General features: G+C 60.3%; 17 protein-coding genes and 1 pseudogene. 2 read left to right on the top strand and 16 right to left on the bottom strand.

From position 1 onward, the window contains the following. Nucleotides 1-59 precede the first annotated feature (59 nt). Nucleotides 60-1010 (bottom strand): annotated as a pseudogene (locus HII33_RS03830) (type I restriction-modification system subunit M); the annotation flags it as partial. A 336-nt stretch (nt 1011-1346) separates the two neighbouring features. Next, nucleotides 1347-2897 carry a glutamine-hydrolyzing GMP synthase gene (gene guaA, locus HII33_RS03825; protein ID WP_179394473.1) on the bottom strand — a complete coding sequence of 517 codons (1551 nt, stop codon included), beginning with the start codon at nt 2895-2897 and terminating at the stop codon, nt 1347-1349. A 175-nt stretch (nt 2898-3072) separates the two neighbouring features. Here guaA and HII33_RS03820 point away from each other — a divergent pair, with 175 nt between their 5' ends. After that, nucleotides 3073-3228, top strand: coding sequence for a hypothetical protein (locus HII33_RS03820; protein WP_179394472.1), 156 nt, complete (start codon nt 3073-3075; stop codon nt 3226-3228). Nucleotides 3229-3490: 262 nt separating this feature from the next. Here HII33_RS03820 and coaA read toward each other — a convergent pair whose 3' ends face one another. The 8 genes from coaA to HII33_RS03780 form a co-directional block, all read right to left on the bottom strand. Then, a complete protein-coding gene (gene coaA / locus HII33_RS03815; protein WP_179394471.1) occupies nt 3491-4414 on the bottom strand; it encodes a type I pantothenate kinase in 924 nt (307 codons plus the stop codon). Between the two features lie 21 nt (nt 4415-4435). Further along, entirely contained in the window at nt 4436-4609 is a 174-nt protein-coding gene (locus tag HII33_RS03810; RefSeq protein WP_179394470.1) for a FeoB-associated Cys-rich membrane protein, read from the bottom strand. 11 nt (nt 4610-4620) lie between these two features. Beyond that, complete coding sequence (gene feoB / locus HII33_RS03805) at nt 4621-6714, bottom strand: ferrous iron transport protein B (protein WP_179394469.1); 2094 nt, start codon at nt 6712-6714, stop codon at nt 4621-4623. Then, nucleotides 6707-7192, bottom strand: a complete 486-nt coding sequence (locus HII33_RS03800; RefSeq protein WP_179394468.1) for a FeoA family protein — start codon at nt 7190-7192, stop codon at nt 6707-6709. The genes feoB and HII33_RS03800 overlap by 8 nt, the downstream gene beginning before the upstream one ends. A 119-nt stretch (nt 7193-7311) precedes the next feature. Continuing rightward, nucleotides 7312-9012, bottom strand: a complete 1701-nt coding sequence (locus HII33_RS03795; protein WP_179394467.1) for an ATP-binding cassette domain-containing protein — start codon at nt 9010-9012, stop codon at nt 7312-7314. A 500-nt stretch (nt 9013-9512) separates the two neighbouring features. Then, nucleotides 9513-9986: an acyl-CoA thioesterase gene (locus tag HII33_RS03790; RefSeq protein ID WP_179394466.1), complete on the bottom strand. Its 474-nt coding sequence runs from the start codon at nt 9984-9986 to the stop codon at nt 9513-9515. A 5-nt stretch (nt 9987-9991) separates the two neighbouring features. Then, complete coding sequence (gene helD / locus HII33_RS03785; RefSeq protein ID WP_179394465.1) at nt 9992-12283, bottom strand: RNA polymerase recycling motor HelD; 2292 nt, start codon at nt 12281-12283, stop codon at nt 9992-9994. 111 nt (nt 12284-12394) lie between these two features. Beyond that, nucleotides 12395-12547, bottom strand: a complete 153-nt coding sequence (locus HII33_RS03780; RefSeq protein ID WP_179394464.1) for a Tat pathway signal protein — start codon at nt 12545-12547, stop codon at nt 12395-12397. 75 nt (nt 12548-12622) lie between these two features. On the opposite strand from HII33_RS03780, the gene HII33_RS03775 reads away from it, so the two are divergent. Beyond that, nucleotides 12623-14443: a cation:proton antiporter domain-containing protein gene (locus HII33_RS03775; RefSeq protein WP_179394463.1), complete on the top strand. Its 1821-nt coding sequence runs from the start codon at nt 12623-12625 to the stop codon at nt 14441-14443. A 92-nt stretch (nt 14444-14535) separates the two neighbouring features. Here the strand turns inward: HII33_RS03775 and HII33_RS03770 are convergent, their stop codons facing one another. The 6 genes from HII33_RS03770 to HII33_RS03745 form a co-directional block, all read right to left on the bottom strand. Then, nucleotides 14536-14970: a Fur family transcriptional regulator gene (locus tag HII33_RS03770; RefSeq protein WP_179394462.1), complete on the bottom strand. Its 435-nt coding sequence runs from the start codon at nt 14968-14970 to the stop codon at nt 14536-14538. Nucleotides 14971-15041: 71 nt separating this feature from the next. Then, nucleotides 15042-15626 (bottom strand): guanylate kinase, encoded by a 585-nt coding sequence (locus tag HII33_RS03765; protein WP_425483981.1) that lies wholly within the window; start codon nt 15624-15626, stop codon nt 15042-15044. A 97-nt stretch (nt 15627-15723) separates the two neighbouring features. Next, nucleotides 15724-16914, bottom strand: coding sequence for a C40 family peptidase (locus HII33_RS03760; RefSeq protein ID WP_179394460.1), 1191 nt, complete (start codon nt 16912-16914; stop codon nt 15724-15726). Between the two features lie 200 nt (nt 16915-17114). After that, on the bottom strand, nt 17115-17477 hold the full coding sequence (locus tag HII33_RS03755) for a hypothetical protein (RefSeq protein ID WP_179394459.1): 363 nt from the start codon (nt 17475-17477) through the stop codon (nt 17115-17117). A gap of 163 nt (nt 17478-17640) precedes the next feature. Continuing rightward, nucleotides 17641-18900, bottom strand: coding sequence for a tyrosine--tRNA ligase (tyrS, locus tag HII33_RS03750; protein ID WP_179394458.1), 1260 nt, complete (start codon nt 18898-18900; stop codon nt 17641-17643). A gap of 1012 nt (nt 18901-19912) precedes the next feature. Continuing rightward, a complete protein-coding gene (locus HII33_RS03745; protein ID WP_179394457.1) occupies nt 19913-21004 on the bottom strand; it encodes a metallophosphoesterase family protein in 1092 nt (363 codons plus the stop codon). Between the last annotated feature and the right edge of the window lie 51 nt (nt 21005-21055).

Raw genomic sequence — 21055 nt, 5'->3', positions numbered from 1 at the left:
AAATTAAACTATGTAACAATTACGGTCTGTATAGTATTATACCCCCAAGTTTCCTAAAATGGCGCAAGCTTACTCAAAATATGTTCAATCCAAGCATAGTTTGCGTTACTGTTTCCTGGCATTCCCCACTTCCAACGTGCGTCGTCTGCAACCTTATCCGCACCCCAATCCTTAACGTTAAATGGTGGGTTTGCCAGCGCGTAATCAAACCGTTCGCCACGATGTTGATCATCAAGCAACGTATTAGCATTACGAGGACCAAGATTATTATCGATACCATGAATTGCCAAATTCATCTTTGCCAAGCGCCAAGTCGTTGGATTCCATTCTTGGCCATAAACAGAAAGGTCAAGGATATTGCCCTGATGCTCACTCACAAACTCTTTAGACTGAACAAACATGCCGCCTGAACCACAGCATGGATCATAGATTTTGCCACTGAACGGTTGAATCATGTCTACCAGCGTTCGGACAATAGACCGCGGTGTATAGAACTCACCATCACCATTGGTTGCAAACTTGCGCAAGAAGAACTCGTATACGCGCCCTAGCACGTCATTCTTTCGCGATTCTTCATCCCCTACCCGCACATCGGTAAACAGATCAATAACTTCACCGAGTCGTTCCTTAGATAGATCGTCAGAAGCATAGTTCTTAGGTAACACACCTTTGATGCTGTCATTCTCGTTTTCAATCGAGGTCATGGCAGCATCAATGATGGTTCCGACATCTGGCGTTTTGGCAGCCGCAGCAATGACAGACCAACGTGCATTCTCAGGCAACCAGAAGATATTTTCGGCATCGTAAAAATCACGATCTTCCGCATCCTCTGGATATTCAGTAGCCTCAAGTTCAGCGTGCCGTTCTTCGAATGTATCGGACACATACTTCAGAAAAATCAGCCCTAACACAACGTTTCGGTAAGTAGACTGATCCATCGACCCCCGTAACTTATCACAGGCTTCCCAGAGCTTATCCTCGATTTTCAGTTCATTGCTTTTAGCTGGCATCAGCTTATCCTCCAATGGGTTCTTATTAGTTTTATTTTACTCGATTTGGTTAGTGAATATTCGTCTTTGCGTAATCTTTCATTCAACAAATTTTCGGGTCTGTCACGCCTTATGCTTTTTACAAAATACTTAACTTCCGAACTCTTGTTGCAGGACATCGGATGGCCCGGGCGTTAATGACAAGTCACTAAAAATCCCCGCCAGCTCAGCCCTCATCGGCCCAAACTTGGCGGGGATTTTGGCGGGGAACGTAACAATTTCCCCGCCAATCGTATCCTTTGTATCTTCCGAAAATGCCGTTAAATCAACATTCCGGGTTCAATTCACATGTACCTTTTATTCCCATTCCACAGTAGCAGGCGGCTTACTCGTAATATCATAAACCACCCGGTTAATGTGCCCCACCTCATTAACAATCCGGGCGGAGATCTTCTGCAACACATCCCAATCGATGCGGGCGAAGTCGGCGGTCATCCCATCGATACTGGTGATGGCGCGGATGGCGATGGTGTAGTCGTAGGTGCGGCCGTCGCCCATGACGCCGACGGAACGGAAGCCTGGGAGGACGGTGAAGTACTGCCAGATGCTTTTGTCCAAGCCGGCTTTTTTGATCTCGTCGCGCAGGACGGCGTCGGATTCGCGGACGATCTCGAGCTTGTCTTCGGTGACTTCACCGAGGACGCGGATGCCGAGACCTGGGCCCGGGAACGGCTGGCGCCACACGAGTTCGTGCGGGATACCGAGGCGTTCACCGAGCTCGCGGGCTTCGTCCTTGAAGAGCTTGTTGAGCGGTTCGATCAGCTTGAACTTCAGGTCTTCCGGCAGGCCGCCGACGTTGTGGTGGGACTTGATGGTCTGGGCGGTGTCGGTGCCGGACTCCACAACGTCGGTGTAGAGCGTGCCCTGGGCGAGGTACTCGATGCCGTCGAGCTTGCGCGCCTCGGCGTTGAAGACTTCGATGAAGTCGCGGCCGATGATCTTGCGCTTTTGCTCAGGGTCGGTGACGCCCTTCAAGTCGCCGAGGAAGCGTTCGTGGGCGTCGACTTTGATGATGTTGACGCCAAGGCCCTTGCCGAGGGAGTCCATCACCTGGTCGGCCTCGTTCTTGCGCAGCAGGCCGTGGTCGACGAAGACGGCGGTCAGCTGGCTGCCGATGGCCTGGTTGAGCAGCGCGGCAACGACGGAGGAGTCGACGCCACCGGAGAGGCCGAGCAGGACCTTTTTGTCCCCGACTTCGGCGCGGATCGCGTCGATCTGCTGCTCGATGAAGTCGCCCATGTTCCAGTTGGCCTCAGCGCCGCAGACGTCGAAGGCAAAATGCCGCAGGATCTCGTGGCCGTACTGGGTGTGCTGGACTTCGGCGTGGAACTGGATGCCGTAGAACTTGCGGGCGTCGTCGTCCATAGCGGAGATTGGGCAGTTGTCGGAGGTGGCGGTGACGCGGAAGCCGGCCGGGGCCTCGCGCACGAGGTCGCCGTGGCTCATCCAGACGGTCTGCTGCGCCGGCAGGTCCTTGAACACGGCCGCGGTCGGATCGGTGATGGTGATGTCGACCTTACCGTACTCGCGGTTAGCGGCGGGCTCAACCTTGCCGCCGAGGCGCTGGGCCATCAGCTGCATGCCGTAGCAGACGCCGAGGATCGGGATCCCCAAGTTGAAAATCTCATCGTCCACGCCCAGGGCGCCTTCGTCATACACCGAGTTCGGGCCGCCGGAGAAGACGATCCCCTTCGGCGCGATCTCACGCACTTCTTCTGCGGTAATGGTGTGCGGCTTGAGCTCGGAGTAGATGCCGAACTCGCGAATGCGCCGCGTGATCAATTGGTTGTACTGACTGCCGTAATCGAGGACGATGATCTTGTCATAGTCTTGGGTCGTCTTAGCCACGTTTTGCCACGCTCCTTATTTTTAATAGTCCTATGATACTGAAAACTGCCCCAATGGTCAATGCGTCTGTGAAAAGGCTCATCGGCGCGCCTAAGATTCCCTAAAGCGCTCAGCAGGCCGCCCCGCCTCACAACTTTTCTATTATACTGTGATTAGGGCTAAGGAGGACGACTAAATGACAACATTTTTTGCCACATGCACAGGTGGCGCGCTGCTCCTCGCCGGGGTCGGCGTGCATCGGAAAGACCGGCGATTGACGCAGATCGGACTGGGGTTGGCCGCCGCGGGGCTGGTGGCGCCAGTGATCGTGTTCTTCACGATGGGGTGCTAACCCCATAGGTGCAGGCAAGCCATCCGGCGCGGGCGCGGATGGCTTTTTCGAAGTGGTTTATAACGAGCGCCAGCATGATGCGTTCTCCGCTGACGATCCGTCTAGCTCAACATGGATTATGCACTCGCGCGGCGTCGAGCTCCGGACTCGCAACGCGGGCGCGTATAGCTACGCCACCACCGTCGAGCCCAGGATCGGGGCTCAACGGTGGTGGCTAGGCTATCCGTCCCGCTAAGCCCGCGAGTCCTGCGCTCTGGTCTCCTCAGAACTTCCTTAACGCCACGCTATCGATCACGTGCTTGTCGGTCTTGTGCAGGATGATGTCGGCGCGGTTCTTGGTCGGCAGGATGTACTCGTTGAGGTTCTTGAGGTTGACGTCGCGCCAGACTTGGCGCGCCATGTTGAAGGCGTCTTGGCGGTCGCCGATCGCGTACTGGTAATAGTAGTTGGTCGGGTCGGTGAAGGCGGTGTCGAGCAGCATGCCGAAGCGCTCGAGGTACCACTGCTCAATGAGGGCCGGGTCGGCGTCGACGTACAGCGAGAAGTCGAAGTAATCCGAGACGTAGATCGGTTCCTGGCTGGGCAGCTGAAGCACGTTGATGCCTTCGACGATGAGGATATCGGGGTGGTCGATCACTTCCTCCTCACCGGGCACGATGTCGTAGATCTGGTGGCTGTACTTGGGTGCCCGGACGATGCCGCTGTTGTTTTTGACATTGTTGAGAAAATGGATCAGGAGGTCCATGTCGTAGCTCTCGGGGAACCCTTTGCGGTCGAGGATGCCACGGCGCTCCAGCTCGGCGTTGGGGTACAGGAAGCCGTCGGTGGTGATGAGCTGGATGCGCTTATCGGGGTAGGCCCGGGCGAGCAGCAACTGTAACAAGCGGGCGGTGGTGCTTTTGCCCACGGCAACGGAGCCGCAGATGCCGATGATGAAGGGATGTGTATGGTGCGGCACGTCGAGGAACTCGCTGAGGTCGAACTCGGCGCGCTGGTAGTCGCGGTAGCGCAGGTGCAGCAGGTGGCGCAGCGGCGAGTAGATCGCCTTGACGTCGTCCATGCTGATCGCGTCGTTCAAAGACCGCAGGCTCTCGAGCTCCGAATCGGTGACGGACGCGAAGTTGTGGGCGTGAAAGGTCGACCACTCACTGCGACTGAAGCGGTAGTAATTCATTAAGGATTCCATGGTGTCCCCTATGTCTATGGATTAGGCGTGTTTCTTGTTGTTCTGCTGCAGGCGCTGGGCCTGATCGAACAGCGGGCAGCCGACGTCTGAGCACTTGCTGCAGCCGGCCCCTTTTTTGGCGCGGTTGAAGAACTGATTGTACACCACCACGGCGACAGCCACGACGATGATGCCACTGATGATCCAAGTTGCCATAATGTCCTCCTTCACGCCACGGCTAGCGCCGGGCGTTCACGTTTGACGAACAGACCGTAACCGATCAATGCGGTCGCCGCGACGAGCCACCCTGCCCCGGCGAGGGTCAAAGTCCCGAGTGCCAGCCGCGACAGCTGATAGACGAGCACACTGAGCAGGTAGGCGACAGCGGTCTGGTAGCCAACGGCGTACCAGGTCCACTTGCCGTCCCCGAACTCCTTGTACATGGTGCCGATGGCCGCGAAGCACGGCGCACACAGCAAGTTGAACACAAGAAAGGCGTAACCGGCCATCGGCGCGTAAGCCCCGCGCAGCTGGTCGCCGAAGTTCCCGGGCCCAAAGGCGATGTGCAGCGTGCCGACGCAGTTTTCCTTGGCGATCAGCCCGGCCACGGTGGCGACGGCGGCGCGCCAGTCCCCGAAGCCCAGCGGCGCGAACACTGGGGCGAGCAGCTCCCCCAACCCGCGCAGCAGGCTCTGGTTCTGCGGCACGAGCTGCAGGCGCCAGTTGAAGTTGGCGAGGAACCAGAGCGCGACGCAGGACAGGAAGATGATGGTGCCGGCCTTATGCACGAAGGCCGCGGCACGCTGCCAGACGCTGCGCCCGAGGTTGCTGAGCTTCGGCAGGTGATAAGCCGGGAGCTCCATCACGAACGGCGCCGGCGGGCCGGCGAAGAGCCGCGTTTTTTTGAGGTAGATGCCCGAGCACACAACGGCGAGGATGCTGATGAAGTAAGCGCTGGGCGCGACCCATGACTGTTGCGGGAAGAAGGTGCCGGCGACCAGGGCGATCACGGTCAGCTTGGCCGAGCACGGCATGAAGGTGGTCAACATGATGCTCATGCGCCGGTCGCGCTCGGACTCGATGGTGCGCGTCGCCATGATGCCGGGCACGCCGCAGCCAGTCGCGATCAGCATCGGAATGAAGGCCTTGCCGGAGAGGTTGAAGCGGTGGAACAGCCGATCCATCACAAAGGCGATGCGCGCCATGTAGCCGCAGTCCTCCAGCACCCCGAGGCACAGGAACAGCATCATGATCTGGGGCAAGAAGCCGAGGATCGCGCCGATCCCGCCGATCAGGCCGTCAACGATCAGGCCTTGCAACCACGGCGCGACCGCCCAGGCGCGGAGCCAGTGGGTCGCCACCCCGGGCAACCAGTTCCCGAAGACGGTGTCGTTGAGCCAGTCAGAGCCCATGGTGCCGACCGTCTGGATCGACAGGTAGTACACCGCCCACATCACCGCGGCAAAAAGCGGCAGCGCCAGCCAGCGGTTGGTGACGACCCGGTCGATCTTATCGGAGACGGACTCCACGAAGTCGCCTTGATCGATCACGCTCATCGCGATCACGCGGGCGATGAAGTCGTAGCGCGCGTTGACAAGGATCGCGTCGGCCGCATCCCCGAAGAGTTGCTCCGCGGTCGCGATGGTCTGCTCGATGTCCAGCCGCTGGGCGTCGGTCAAGCGGACTTGCGCCTGCACCTGGGTGTCGCGCTCGAACAAGTGGATCGCCGTCCAGCGCCGGTCCGCCTCGGGCAGTGCGGTCAGCTGCAGTGCGATCATGCTGATCGCCGACTCAACGCGCGGGTCGTACTCCGGGTACGGGTACTGTCCGGCGCCTGGCTGCTGGGCCGTCGCGATGAGGGCCTCGAGGTTCGTTTTGCGCAACGCGCTGATGCCGATCACTGGCACCTGCAAGGCGTAGCTCAGCTTCTTGAGGTTGATCTCGCGGCGGTCCTGCTTGGCGAGCACATCCATCATGTTCAACGCGAGCACCAGCGGCAGCCCCGCCTCCATCACCTGAAGGGTCAGGTACAGGTTACGCTCCAGGTTGGTCGCGTCGACCACGTTGATCACCTTCGTCGGGTGGCCTTGCAGGAGAAAATCCCGCGTGACCAGCTCCTCGCTGGAGTACGGCGAAAGCGAATAGGTGCCGGGCAGGTCCTGCAGGATCACGTCTTTGGCACTGCGCAGCCGGCCGGCCTTGCGCTCCACGGTCACGCCGGGCCAGTTGCCCACGGCCAGCCGCGCACCGGTCAGGGCGTTGAACAGCGTGGTCTTGCCGCTGTTTGGGTTGCCGACCAGCGCCATCGTCAAGTCACTCATGCGCCCCCACCCTTTCCACCTGCACCGCCTCAGCGTCGGCCTTGCGCAGGCTCAGCTTGTAGCCGCGCACCGCGACTTCCAGCGGATCACCCAGCGGTGCAACCTTGACCAACTGGACCATGGTCCCGCGGGTCAGCCCCATGTCCAGCAGGCGCTGGCGCAACTGGCCGTCACCTTGAATCTTGCCAACGATTGCCTGCGCCCCGGGGGCCAGCGTCGCCAGCGGCAACAGGTCCGCCTCGGCGAAGGCGCTCAGCGGCTGGACCTGGATCTGACCGGCAATCTCGTCGGAGATGGCCAGCCGCTGGCCTTGGAAGTACACCAAGAGCCCCGTACTGCCGCTGGCCGGCTGGATCACCGTCAGCCGCTTGCCCGCCAGCAGGCCCATTTCGGCCAGATGGCGCACGAGCGCCGGCCGGCCGCTCACCGCCATGATGATGAATGTGCCCGCGCGGTGGATCTCAGTCAGCGTGGTCATCTTGGTCCCTCCTTGTCTCAATCTATCCTGTTTATTGTAGCGTTTTCTTGACGTGCTGTGGGTGTTTTACCACAAAAAAATCGCGCTTCCGCGCGATTCTTAAGGCAACAAGAACTGCTCTAATCTGCCGGTTCTGGCTGTGCTACTGCTGCAGTCAGCTCCAGCCGCGCTAAGGCAGCCTGGACCGCCGGTGACGTCGCCTGCCCCTGCGCCGCGATCCGCCCACCGGCCATCACCCAGATCTGATCGGCCTGCGCGAACGCTGCGGCGTTATAGGTGTGGGTGATCATCACGAACCCCTGCGGCATGGCAAACAAGTCGCGCTGCAAGGCGGCGGCGATGCGTGGATCCAACCCAGTGGTCAACTCGTCGAAGACATAGTGCGCGTAGCCGCGCAGAAACAGCCGCGCCAGCGCTAGGCGCTGCTTCTCCCCACCCGACAGCACCGGGCTGGTATCACTGACCGGCGTGTCGAGGCTGTGGGCCGCCAGCCATGCGTCTAACCCTGCGCGGCGCATCACCGCCCGCAGCGGTTCATCTGTGTCTACCGGTGCGAACAGCGTCAGGTTCTCGCGCACGGTACCGGTGAAGATGTGGCCGGCCTGCGCCAGGAACCCGACCTGCTGGTAGACAGTCGCGCGGGCCAGCGCGGTCGCCGGGGCGCCCAGCAGGTAGGCATCGCCGCTTGTTGGTGCGAGCTCCCCGAGCAGCAGGCGGATCAGGGTGGTCTTGCCGCTCCCACTGGCGCCGACGACCAGCACCTTATCGTGCGGCGCCCAGGTCAGGTTCAGGTCGGTCAGGACCGCTTGGCCGTCAACGGTCACGCTTGCGTGGTGCAACGTGGCCAAGACGGCGGCCGCTTGCGGCTGGGCAGTACCGGCGACCGGTGGCAACGGGGCGTCAATGAAGGCGGCCAAGCTTCGCGCCGCGCGCGCCCCGCTGATCAGCCTCGGGATATCCTGCGTCAGCGACATCATCGGGAAGGTCAGGTAGCCGGTCAGCGTGCTGAAGACGACCATCTGGCCCATATCCATCTGCCCGCGCTGCACCATCACGGCGCCGATGAACCACGCCGCCATGTAGGTCAGGTCGTTGAGCATCGTTGACACACCGAAGCTGATCGCCTCCAGCCGGGTGTTGCGTGTCTGCGCCCCGACTAAGGCCGCATCGACGCGGGCGTGCTGCTGGGCAGCGCGCTGGCCAGCCAGCGCGAACTTCAGCGTGTCAAATCCGCTCAGCAGGTCCGTCGCCTTGGCGGTGTATGCGTCGATCGCCGCGACCTGCGCATCAGACGCCCAGTTCAGCATCCCCTTGATCAAAAACGGGATGACCAGCGACGGGATGCTCATCAAGATGATCAGCCCCGTCACCAGCGGGCTGATGCTGACTGTCGCGAGCGTCGCCACCAGTAGCTGTGTCCCGACGTAGAAGATCCACAGCCATTCGGTAAAGAAGCTGGTCGTCACGTTATCCAGCTGCTTGGTCAGCTTGCCGACCATGGCGCCGACCCCGACTTCGGCAAACGCCGACGGGGCCATCGCCAACGCGTGGGCCATCAGGGCGCGCCGCGCACGCCCGGCCGCCTGCCACTTCAGCCTGGGCCGCAGGTAGCGGTCCAGCGCACCCACACTGTCCATCACGACCATGTACAGCACCAGCCCGCCGGCCAGCGCGACCAGCGAGCCACTGCGCTTGCCGGTCGCGATGTCGACGATCACCTGCAGCAAGAAGCTCCAGCCGACGTACCCGCAGACGGACAGCACGCTGACCGCCAGCGTCAAGGCAAAGCGGCCCTTTTGCTCAGTCAAATATTTTAGCATTCTCGTTCTCCCCGTGTGATCGAGAAGACATGTCGGATCGGCGAGCAATCCCCGCCTCGCACCGAAGCAAGGTGGTGGGCTACTCAGGGCGGTGACGGCGAGTGCCCTCACCCCCGTCTTCGCGCCTTATCGCCAGAGCGGCGGCGCGCAGGCTGTGCGACGCCGCTCTGGCAACTAAAAAAGCAGCCTCGGTCGAGGCTGCCTCGTCCAAGGAATCCATCATGCGCCAAGACCACACAAACCCACGGTGCGCCGATCATTGATCGGCACACTCGGTGACTTTGCAATGGCGACTTAAATGCGCACGATAGAATCCCTCTTCTCCGAATAAGTTAACCGTAGTGTAATCGAATTCTCGATAAATCACAAGTTTCTATGCCGACATAAGACGCAGTCGGCCAGGCGAGACCCCGAACGACACAGAGCGATCGACCCGCTGTGTGCAGGGCCGCGACACCGGCACACCAAAAATCGCGCCTCTTGGATGAGACGCGATCGGGTCACGCGAGGTCTAAGTCAATGTCGTTCAGCGCCCGGCGCCGCTGGTCGTTAGTCGCCCTGCGCGTAGCGTAACCGGCGGCGAGCTGGGCGCCTTCCGGGTCGTCGGGCTCAAGGGCCGGCATTGCCGGGCCAGGGACCGCAACGAAGGTCGAAAAGGCCGTGGCAACGAGGACTCGTTCTCCGCTGTCGATGGCTTCGGTGATCACCTTGGTAAAGACCTCCAGCGAGCGACTGCCAGCCCCGGTGACGAGGCTATGAAACTCGACGATGTCCCCCAGGCGGGTCGGCGCCAGAAAGTTCATCATGTCGAGGCTCCCGGTTGCCATCTCGCGCCGCGCCAAGCGGTGGGCGGCGACGCTCGCAGCCTCGTCGAGCCAAAACAGGATCTGGCCGCCGTAAAGGGAGTCGTGTTCGTTCATCTGGGCCGGAAACACGCGGTGCGTGCTGACGGCCTTGGTCTGGCTCATTTTCATCAGGGTCACTTCTCTTCGTATAAGTCGTGTGGGACATCGGCCAGAAGCGGCGACAGCGTTGGGCTCGCGAAGATCGTCAGGCGGTGCATCGCCCGGCTGGCGATGGTGTAGAGCAGCTCGCGCTCGTCCTCGTCGTGAAAATTCTCGGCGTTGGCCTGCCACAAGATCACGGCGTCGAACTCTAGCCCCTTGGCCAGGTACGACGGCACGACGATCACCCCAGCCGCCAAGCGCTGGTTTTCGCTGCGGATCAATGTCGCCGGGAGCCCTGCCGCCTTCATCGCCGCGTGGATCGCTTCAGCGTCGCTCAGCGTCTTGGCGATCACCGCCGTGGTCTGCTTGGCGTCGTTGTCGATCTGGATCTGCTTCAGCAAGGCGGCCATCAGATCCTGCACTTGATCGCGCAGGTACAAGACCGGCAGTGGGCCCTGGCGGTCGAACGCCTCGATCTGCTGGCCGGAACGCAGGATCGCCTTGGTGAACTCGGTCACTTGGCGGGTCGAACGGTAGGACTGGGTCAGCTGCACGACGCGGGTCTTGGCTGGATCGAAGAGCTTGGCGACGTCTTGGATCAGCGTGTGTGAGTCCGACTTGGTGAAGATCGCCTGGTTGAGGTCTCCGAGCAGCGTGAACTTGGCCTTCGGGAAGCTGGTGCGCAAGTACGCGAGCTGGAACGGCGTGTAGTCTTGGATCTCATCGATGAAGACATAGCGCATGTTGCGTTCACCGTGTCGCCCAGTCATCAGGTCGTAGAGGTATAGGTACGGCGTCGCGTCCGCCATAGTCAGCTGACGCGCGCGGAAGTCAGTCAAGAAGGCCTCGACTTCTGCTTCCCATTCCGTCTGACTCAGGTCGAACGCGGCGAGGTCGAGCTGCGTCCCGACGTCGCGCAGGAAGGCCAGGTACTGGCCCCGCACGTTGAGGAAGTGGTTGCGCACGATCGCAGTCTGGATCTGCTTGAACGCATCCATCACGATCTTGCGGGCGAAGAACTTGTATTCCGCGTCGGCGTCCTTGAACTCACTCGGGCCGTCGTTTTGGAGCTCGCGGATCCGCTCATCAGACAGGCCTTCGACTGCCTCTTGCACCCATGTCGCACGCATCTCGCTGTCGACCCGGCGGTTGAGCATGTTGATCAGACGCTCCTTGGTCGCGGCCAGCCGGTTGCCAAGGTGGTAGTTCTCATTGTAACTGTAGAAGATCTCGGCGATCTTCTTCTTGGAGATGAACACGCGGTCCTGGAACTTGATGTCCCGAAACCGCATCCCCGCGGCTTCAAGTGTCGCCGCGTAGCGCCCGGTCGCCTCGAAGAACGCAAGGCTGCCCTTGAGCCGCGCGACTTTTTTGGCCGTCGGGCTCAGCACCCGTTCGAACTGGGAGAAAAGGTTCTGCACGTCGATGTTCGGCACGCGCCGGGTCACGTACTGGTAGTACGTGAACTGGACCATGTTCTGTTCGCCCAGCTCTGGCAGGACGTTGCCGATGTAATCGGAGAACAACTGGTTCGGCGAGAACATGATCACCTGGCTGGCCGTCAGGTTCCCGCGGTACCGGTATAGGAGGTAGGCCACGCGCTGCAGCACCGCACTGGTTTTGCCCGAGCCCGCCGCCCCTTGCACGAACAGCAGCTCCGCAGTCGTGTCGCGGATGATCTGGTTCTGTTCCCGCTGGATGGTCGTGACGATGCTCTTCATCTGGGTGTCCGACTTCTCGCCCAGCACCTCCAGCAGCATCTGGTCGCCGATGGTCTCGGTGGTGTCGAACATCGTCTCGATCTGCCCGTCCTTGATCACGAACTGGCGCTTGAGGTCGACATTGACCGTCTGCGGGCCGTCCGGCGTCCGGTAGGTGACCTGCCCGAGCCCGCCGTCGTAGTAGATAGACGAGATCGGCGCGCGCCAGTCGTAGATCAGGAACTTCCCGTTGGCATCCGTGAAGGACCCGAGCCCGATGTAGATGGTCTCGGGCTTGGCGACGCCTTCTTGAAAATCGATCCGGGCAAAAAACGGGTTGACCGTCAGGCGCCGAACCGTCGCCAGCTGCTGGGTGGACTGCCGCCACGAATTGGAGCGCTCGTCGAGCATCTGCTGCTGCTGCTGGATCGAGGCCGCGGTCTCGATCGTCTCCGCGTCGTTGGTCAGGTTGATGGAGAAGTCACTGAAGAAGTTCTTGTTCAGCGCCTGCTCCTCCGCCTTGGTCCGCTCGATCTCCGCGGTCAGGCGCTTATCCGCCTGGCCGAGCTGCGTCATGATGCTGTCTAGATGGGTCTGTTCCAATGCTTGTGCTTGATCTGCCATGGAAGCTGTCCCTCCTTATCATTAATCGGATATACAATCATACCACTTTCCCGGTGTCGGGACAACGGGCCAGCGTCTGGCGGCGTCATGCGCGCGTGGACACGCCTTCTCTCACCGCTTGCCCTTGAACCACGGGGTGTAGACCGTGATCAGGGTCCCGACCGCGAGCCCAACCGCGACGCCCAGCAGGATCTTGTGCAACGGCCAGCCGATCAGAAGCCCGATCAGCGCGCAGGTGCCGCTGATCAATGATTTTCTGCTCATGAGGTAACACTTCCTTTGTATTCAGGTATAATGACGTTATCTTTTGACTAACCATTGTACCGGAAAGGACCCGTCATGGAAAGTATCTCACTGCTCATCGTTCTGTTCGCCGCGCTGGTGATCCCGCTGGCGATGGCGAAGCTGCGCATCACCAGTACCCCGACCGCAGTCGCCGAGATCGTCGTCGGCATCGTGCTCGGCAAGAGCCTGCTCGGAGTGGTCACCGCCACGGCCGTCTTGACCCAGCTTCGCCAGCTCGGGGTGATCGTGCTGATCTTCCTGTCCGGCATGGAGATCGACTTCAGCCTGTTCAAGCCGACCAAGGGGGACGGCCAGATCGGCCCGGCCAAGCTCGCGCTGCTCGGGTACGGCGGTGTGATCCTCGCCAGCCTCGGCTTCAGTGGGCTGTTACAACTCCTCGGGCTGTTCGACCACATCGGCTTTGCGACCATCGTCTTCGCCACCGTCGCACTGGGGGTCGTGATCGCCGCGCTGAAGGAACAGGAGCTGCTGAGCAAACCCTTCGGCCAGACCATGCTGCTACTGGCGGCGTTCGGTGAGGTCGTGCCCCTGATCGCGCTGACCGTGTACGCCAGTCTGAACGGGTCTACCACGCGCTCGGTGTGGTGGCTACTGCTGATCTTCGTGGCCGCCATCGTCTTACTGCTGCGCTTCCGCAAGCCGTATCAGTGGTTCGCCAAGATCGATAAGAGCACGACGCAGCTGGATATCCGCCTGGCCTTTTTCCTCATCATCACGCTGGTCACGATCGCCGAATCCGTCGGGGCCGAGAATATCCTCGGCGCCTTCTTGGCCGGGATGGTGATGAAGCTACTGCGTCCGCGCGAGGAGACCCAAGACAAGCTGACCAGCCTGGGGTACGGCTTCTTCATCCCGATCTTCTTCATCATGACCGGCGCGAACATCGACCTCAAGGCGCTGCTTCAAGATCCACGGAGCCTCGCCCTGATCCCGATCCTGCTCGTCAGCTTCCTGCTGGCCAAGGTCCTGCTAGTCCCCGTGCTGCTGTTGCGCTTCCGTCGGGCGAACGCACTGGCCGGGACGTTCTTGATCTCGACCACCATCACCTTGGTGATCCCGGCGCTGACGGTCGGCAAGAACTTGGGCTTCGTCACGGCCACCCAGAGCGGTGCGTTCACGCTGGCCGCGATCATCACCTGCATTGCCTCGCCGATCCTCTTCAACCGGTTCTATGTGGCGGAAAAAGACGACTTCAAGAAGACCCGCGTGCACTTCATCGGCGCCAACCTGATGACCGTCCCGATCGCCCAGCAGCTCTCGCGCGGGCTGTATGAGATCACGATGTACACCGATGACCCAGAGAAGTACACGACCTACAACTCCGAGGCGAACATCAAGCTGCTCCCGAGCCTCTCAGAAGGCGCCCTGCGCGAGGCGGGCGCGTTTGACACCGACATCCTGATGCTCGCGTATTTTGACCACGACAAGAACTACCAGCTCGCGCAGTGGGCGATCGCCGCAGCCGTTCCGCGCATCATCGCACGCTTCGAGGCCAAGAACGTCGCCAACGGTCAATACGACGAGCTGGCGGCGCAAGGCGTCGAGATCTACAACACCTTCGACGCCAACATCTCGATGCTGCGCAGCCTGATCGAATCCCCGTCAACGTTGAAGATCCTCGACGCTACCGAATCCGGGATCTTCGAGATCACCGTGCTCAACCGGCGCTTCACCGGCATGGAGATCAAGAGCCTGCCGTTCATCGATTCGATCACTATCGCACAGATCTTCCGCGAGAACCACTTCATTGCCCCGCATGGTGACATTCAGATCCACCTGGGCGATCACATCATCTTCTCCGGCGATAAGCACGCGATCGCAGACATTCGCCGGCAGCTGGAGACACGCAACTGAGCCACGCCCGATCCGCTTGACCCTGACTGCACGCACACCACAAAGCAGGCCTTGAGACAAGATGTCTCAAGGCCTGCTTTGTGGGCTCATCATTAGTGTTCGGCCTGTGCCGCGCAGTCCGCGCACAGCCCATACAGCTCGAAGTTGTGGCTCTCGATCTGCGCGCCCGGCAACTGCGACTCGAAGTAGCCCAGCGGACACATCTGCAACTCTTGGACGCGGTGACAGTGCTGACAGATGAAGTGGTGGTGGTGCGGGTGCTGAAAATCGCACTGCATCTTGACGGTCGCCTGCTCGCCTTGCACGTCAGCTTCGAGGATCCCAAGGGCCTCGAATTCCTTGACGTTGCGGTAGATCGTGTCATGCGACAGGCCCGGATACTGCGTCCGCATGTGCTTATCGACCTCGGTCACCGTCACGTAGCTATCCGCATGCTGAGCCAAAAAGGCCAGTAAATCGCGCCGCTGTTTCGTCATACGCATCCCGCTCGCCTTGATCTTCTCAAGTGCGATCGTTGCTCCCATCATCTTGGCGTCCCCCTTTTGTCGCTTCCGTTAATCGGAGTGATTACGATTTGACTCAGTTTAGCACAATTCGGTCACTCGGACAAGCCGGCGCTGGTCAGCGCCAAGGACTTGAGAAAGGCGTCGATCTGCTTAGCCGCCGCTGTCCAGTCGTCGTTGACGATCACGTGCGCATACGGGCGCAGCGCCGTTGGGAGCTGCAGGTCACGCTTGTATTCCGGGCTGGCCAGGCGCGCCTCGACCATCGCCGGATCATCGCCGCGGTGCAGCAGGCGCGCCCGCAGGATGCTCGGATCCTCGATGGTCAGGTAGAGCACCGCGATCTTCGCGCCGAGCTGGTCGGCATAGGTGATCGCACCGGCTGTATCAAGGACGATGCTGACGAAGTTCGCGTGCCGCCACGCGGCGTTCAGCGACTCGTACGAGCTGCCGTACTGGTAGCCCGCGTAGGTGACGTGCTCGATGTAATGCTTGGCCGCAAAGCTCGCCGGTGTCTCGAAGAAGTAGTCGACCCCGTCGACCTCCCCCGGGCGCTTCGGGCGCGTCGTGTGCGTCATCACCCGTTCGATGTGGTAATGTTCCCGCAGGTAGCGGCTCACCGTCGTCTTGCCTGTTCCCGTCGCGCCTGTGATCACGATCAACTTCTGCTGCGTCACGATATGTCCTCCACCGTCTCTTCTATATTACCGCTTATTGTATCAAAAAAACGCCTGCGCTGGCAGACGTTTTGGTGAGTGATGTGAGTAGATGGACGTCTTACAGACGAACGGCGAAACTTGGCATGTACCACTGGGTGCTGGCGATCTTCACGACGTCACCGGTGTGTGGTGCGTGAACGTAGGACGAGTTGCTGATCGCGATCCCAACGTGGTGTGCGCTCCCACGGCCGCCCCAGAAGACGAGGTCGCCGGCTTGCATCTGAGAGACAGGGATGACGGTCCCAACTAGGCTCTGAGACTGGGAAACACGAGGCAGGCTGATGCCGGCCTGACGCGCAACGTACTGCACGAAACCGGAGCAGTCGAAGCCGGATGGCGTCGTCCCGCCGTACACGTAAGGAATGCCGAGGTACTTGACCGCGATCCCGGCCAGTGCGCTGCTCCCACCACCGACAACGGTTGGGGTGCTTGGCGTGGAAGGCGTGTTGACGTTCGCTTGGCCCGTGCTGACCGTGGTCGTCGTCGTGGTGACCGTCTTGGTTGCCGCAGCCTTAGCGGCGGCAGCGGCCTGGACTGCCTTGAGGGCAGCGGCGGCAGCTTCGCTTTGCTTCTTCTCGAGCGCCGCAACGGCATCCTTGTTGTCGGCGATCTTCTTAGCCAGTGCTTGCGCCGCCTTGGCGGAATCAGCCTTGAGGGTGACCAGCTTGGCCTTGTCTGCTTCAAGCTTGGTCTTCGTGTCGGTCAGTTCGGTCTTCTTGGCTTCTTGGGCTGCCTTCAGGTCGTCCATCTTGGCCTTAGCCGCGTTGACGTCATCGAGGGCTTCCTTGTTCGCGTCGTTCAGCTTGGAAACCGTGACGCCGCGAGAGATCAGGTCGGACAGGTCCTTAGACTTGAGCAGGAATTCGAAGTACACGTTCCCGGTCACGGAATCGCCGAGTTCTTTTTGGAGGGATTCGAGCTGCTTCTTCAGGGTGTCCTTCCGGGCAGCGATCTCTTCAGCCTGCTTGGCGATCTTGGCGCTGTATTCGGTGATGGTCGCTTGCGTTGCGCTGATCTTCTTCTGCGCGTCTTGGATGGCGACGGTCTTGTCGGACAGCTGGTTGTCGATGTCGCTGAGCTTCATCTGGGCGGCGGCCAGTTGCTTGGCCAACGTGTCGCCTTCGCTCTTCTTGGCGCTGATGGCGGCTTCCGTCGCCTTGTCCGCGGATACGATGGCGCTGGTACTGAAGGTGCCGGCGCCGATCAGTGTCGCCGCGGCGATCAGTGTTAATGTCTTTGCTAACTTCATGAACTCACACACTCCTATTTGTTTATCACTGTTACGCAGTATAGCAAGTGAACGTTACAGCGGTGTTACAGGCGAGTTAACAAACGGAGTCGCTCCGACGCAGAACTGTTGCAATCCCCCGATCGTGATCAATCGGGCCAAGTGGATAAAAAACGCATGAAAATAGACGCCGCGGCAGCGACGCCTTGCTCATGTCATCTCTAATCGTTGGGGCCTGGGCCCGCTTCCACGGGCACGACCTCCAGGTGCAGCTGGTAGGACTCCGTCTGATCCATCACCGCGATCAAGAAGTGATCATCCGACAGCCAGCTGAGCGAGAGGCTATCGTTAGTCGCATCCTCCAGTTGGTGCAGGTCATGCGCCGGTCGCGCCAGAAAGGCGATCACCTCATCGGTCAACTGGTGAATGTCCGGCAGGGGCGACGCCGACAGCTCGGCGACCAGCAAGTGGAGCACCTTGGTCTGCGCGGCCTCATAGCTCAGCAGAGCCTGATGGTCCATCCCCGCAAAAAACACGGCTAAGGATTGGTCTTGATAACTTGCCCCGATCACGCTGTATTGCATTCCGGTCACCTCACGCGTTTGATAATCCCAGTATAACATGGTGCCCGCACCGCGGATATGACAACTCACCAGTTCACCGGCGTCTGCACGCCCGACGCTTGGGCCTGTGATCTGCCCCAGACGCCGCCGTTAACCCCGTGTAACATCGCACCTCAGGGCGCGGTCAGCGGATCCGCACCAGGAAGTACTTCTTCTTGCCGCGCCGCACGATGACGAACTGCCCATCGAAGTGGTCACTCGGGTCGACCGTGGCCTCGACGTCACGGACCTTGGCCCCGTTGATCGTGATCGCCCCGTTTTGGACGTCCTCGCGGGCCTGCCGGCGACTCGCCTCGATCTTAGTCGTGTCGACCAGCCAGGTGATGATGTTCTCCGGCGTCTTCGGGGCGGTGGTGTCAGGGAACTGCTTGAAGCCCTGCTCGATCTCGGCAGCGGTCAGATCCTGCACGTCACCGGAAAACAGTGCCGCAGAGATCGCCTCGGCCTCCTTGACTGCTTCCGGCCCATGCACGAAGGCAGTGACTTCCTGCGCCAGGCGCCGTTGCGCTTCGCGGCGCTCCGGGTGCGACTGGGTCAGCGCGACAAGGGCCGCGATCTCGTCGCGATCTAAGAAGGTGAAGAACTTCAAGAAGCGCTCGACGTCGGCGTCGTCTTGGTTGAACCAGAACTGGTAGAACTCGTACGGGCTGGTCTTCTCCGGGTCGAGCCAGATCGCCCCGCCGGCGGACTTGCCGAACTTGGTGCCGTCGGCCTTGAGCATCAGCGGGTTGGTCAGACCGTAAGCCTTCGTGTCACTGCCGGTGACCTTGTGGATCAAGTCGATACCGGCGGTGATGTTGCCCCACTGGTCGGCCCCACCGAGCTGCACCTGCACGTCTTCATGTTGAAGCAGGTGCAGGAAGTCGATCGCCTGCAAGATCTGGTAGGTGAATTCGGTGTAGGAGATCCCGTTTTCGAGTCGGCTCGCGACCACTTCCTTGGCCAGCATCTGGTTGACTGGGAACAGCTTGCCGTAATCGCGCAGGAAGTCCAGCATGCTCATCTGCGAGAGCCAGCTGTAGTTATCGACGATCCGGAAGTTGTCCGTCCCGAACATCCGCACCATCTGGGCGGTCAACGCCTGCTTGTTATGCGCGATCGTCTCCATCGTCTGCAAAACGCGCTCGGAATTGCGACCAGACGGATCGCCGATCGACCCAGTCCCACCGCCGATCAAGATCACTGGCTTATGCCCCATCAGCTGGAACCGCTTGAGGATCATGAACGGGATCAGGTGTCCGACGTGCAGGGAGTCCCCCGTCGGATCCGTGCCGGCGTAGATCCCGACCTGCTTGTCAGTCGTCAGCTTGCGCAAGCCGTCCTCATCTGTCATCTGGTTCAACGCGCCGCGCCATGCGAGCTCGTCCAAAATATTGTCTGCCATGTTGTTCCTCCTAGTTTTGCGCCAAGGGCCCACCAAAAAACGCCCCCGATCAACATTGTTGATCAGGGGCGAATCTCTCCGCGGTACCACCCAGATTATGACACAGTCATCTCTTCACGATGGCTAACGGCATCACCCGGGCCAATGCACTGGAGTGGTAATTCAGTCGACGCCCTGGCCGGTTCGCACCTTCCACCGGTTCTCTGACACACAGACGCCTGCCTACTGACACTTCTCTTGGCTTATAGTTGGGTCCAGTGTAGCACCTGCCTCGCTGCAGGGTCAAGGGGCGTCTCTGCGGTGCGTGGGCTGGTGCCCTGCGGCGGTGGCGAACGGTTTGGGCCACATGACACGGCCCCGTACACACCGCTCGCCACCGGCCCCGCGTGACGCGCCCCACGCACAACAAAACAGACGTCGGCATGCTTACTTCGCGCGCCGACGTCCTAAGTTAAGGTGTTCCCCGGATTCTCTTCGTTCAGCTGGTTCTGGTTGGAACTCCGACCGATTACACTTGTTTCGCAAAACTCGCTTCGTTCGTTCGTGCTACTCGTGTACTTAGAGTCGAGAGAATCTGTTGCTTGTGTGGAAAAATCGATACTGCGACACCTCTAACTGACAATATTTACTTGTACGCTTAGACTGCGGTATTGCTTGGTGCGGCCTAATAACTTAGCATTGTTTGGCGTTATCTTAACGCCCGATGTGCACCGTTAACGCGCAGTGGTCACGCTTGGTTCGGAGAGTCTCTTTGTCAGACTCGCACCTCCAATTAGTTGCTTGTTGCGACATTTCACTGTGGTTCACTTGGTGGCACAGTTTTCTGCTGTACCCAGGCTCTCGGGTGGAACATTGTGTTGAGCGAGACGACCTAGTTCGAGCTGGTTCGTGTGCTGTGGTTCACCGAGGAACGCTTCCTTAACTCTGACTAAAGTATAGCATCCGCTCCGGCAAAATGCAAGCGCTTACCGTTATTTTTGCTAAAAAAAGGCGGCATCGCTGCCGCATTGGTCTAGTACCTGAACGATCGCTTCGCGCTGGCTGCACCGTACCCGTAGACCCCCAACGTACGCGCCTTAGTGTCGACCGAGACAACATAGCCGGCATACTCGGTCGGCGTGTTGATCAACCGGTTCCACTTGCGGTTGTAGCGCGTGGTCAACCCGTGATTGCGGCCCATCAAAGCACTGACGTTCATCAGACTGTAGTGGATCCCATTGACCGCGAAGTCCTCTTCCGTATGCCAGTGGCCGGAGAGGCTGGCGATGATCCGCCCGTGGGTCTGGCTAAAGTCAAACCGTGCCTGCCCGCCAAAGTCCGGATGCGCCCCGAACTCGACGCGCCCGCTCAGCTTCTCGTTGAACGCCCGGAGCACTTCATGGACTTGACGCCCATTGAAGCGCAAGCCAGGCTTACCGCTGCGCGTCATCACCGGCGCGTGGCTCATGATCAGTACGTCGCGCGAGCCAGCGCTCTGCAAGGCATCGATCAGCTCCTGCACCTGCGCCGCCGTGACCGCCAGCGTCTTTTTCATATCATAGTTCTTGCGCCCGCCGACCCAGCGCACCGGGACGTCCGAGGTGTTGAGCGTGATCACGCGGATGTTGGCCCAGTCGAACACGGACAGTCCGTGGCGTGAGACCACCGGGCCGCCGACTTGCGCCTTCATCTTACGAAAGACGTGCTCGTTGAACACCCACGGATGGAAGCTGCCGGCAAAACGCCGGTTGCGCTCCGCATACTTGTCGTTGTCGTCGTGGTTGCCCTTGGCGATCACGTAGGGCAGCGGGTCGGCCTCATAGTCGCTGACGATGTTGCGCAACCGCCACAGCGTCAGGAAGCTCGGCTCCGATCCATCGACCAGGTCCCCGAGGTGCACGCGCCAGTCGATCGGCAGCTCGCCAGCCAGCCAGTGCTGCTCCTGCACGTGCCAGAAGCCGTTGGGGCCATAAAAGGTCCGCGACAACTGGGTCCGGTCGTGCGTGTCCGTGATCAGCGCTAGGTTCAGGCTGGCGCCAGTGATCTGGGGCCGCACCCACTCGGCGAACTGGGTGAGATCCGCGCGGGCGAAGCGCCGGATCGTGATGTTGGGATGTAAACGCATGGTGTCTCCCTCCGATTCTATGATCTGCCCCTATCATACACGATTGTGTTG

It is taken from the genome of Lacticaseibacillus absianus, from assembly GCF_013407595.1.
Lineage (GTDB): Bacteria > Bacillota > Bacilli > Lactobacillales > Lactobacillaceae > Lacticaseibacillus > Lacticaseibacillus absianus.
This window is presented reverse-complemented; position numbering and strand designations above follow the sequence as displayed.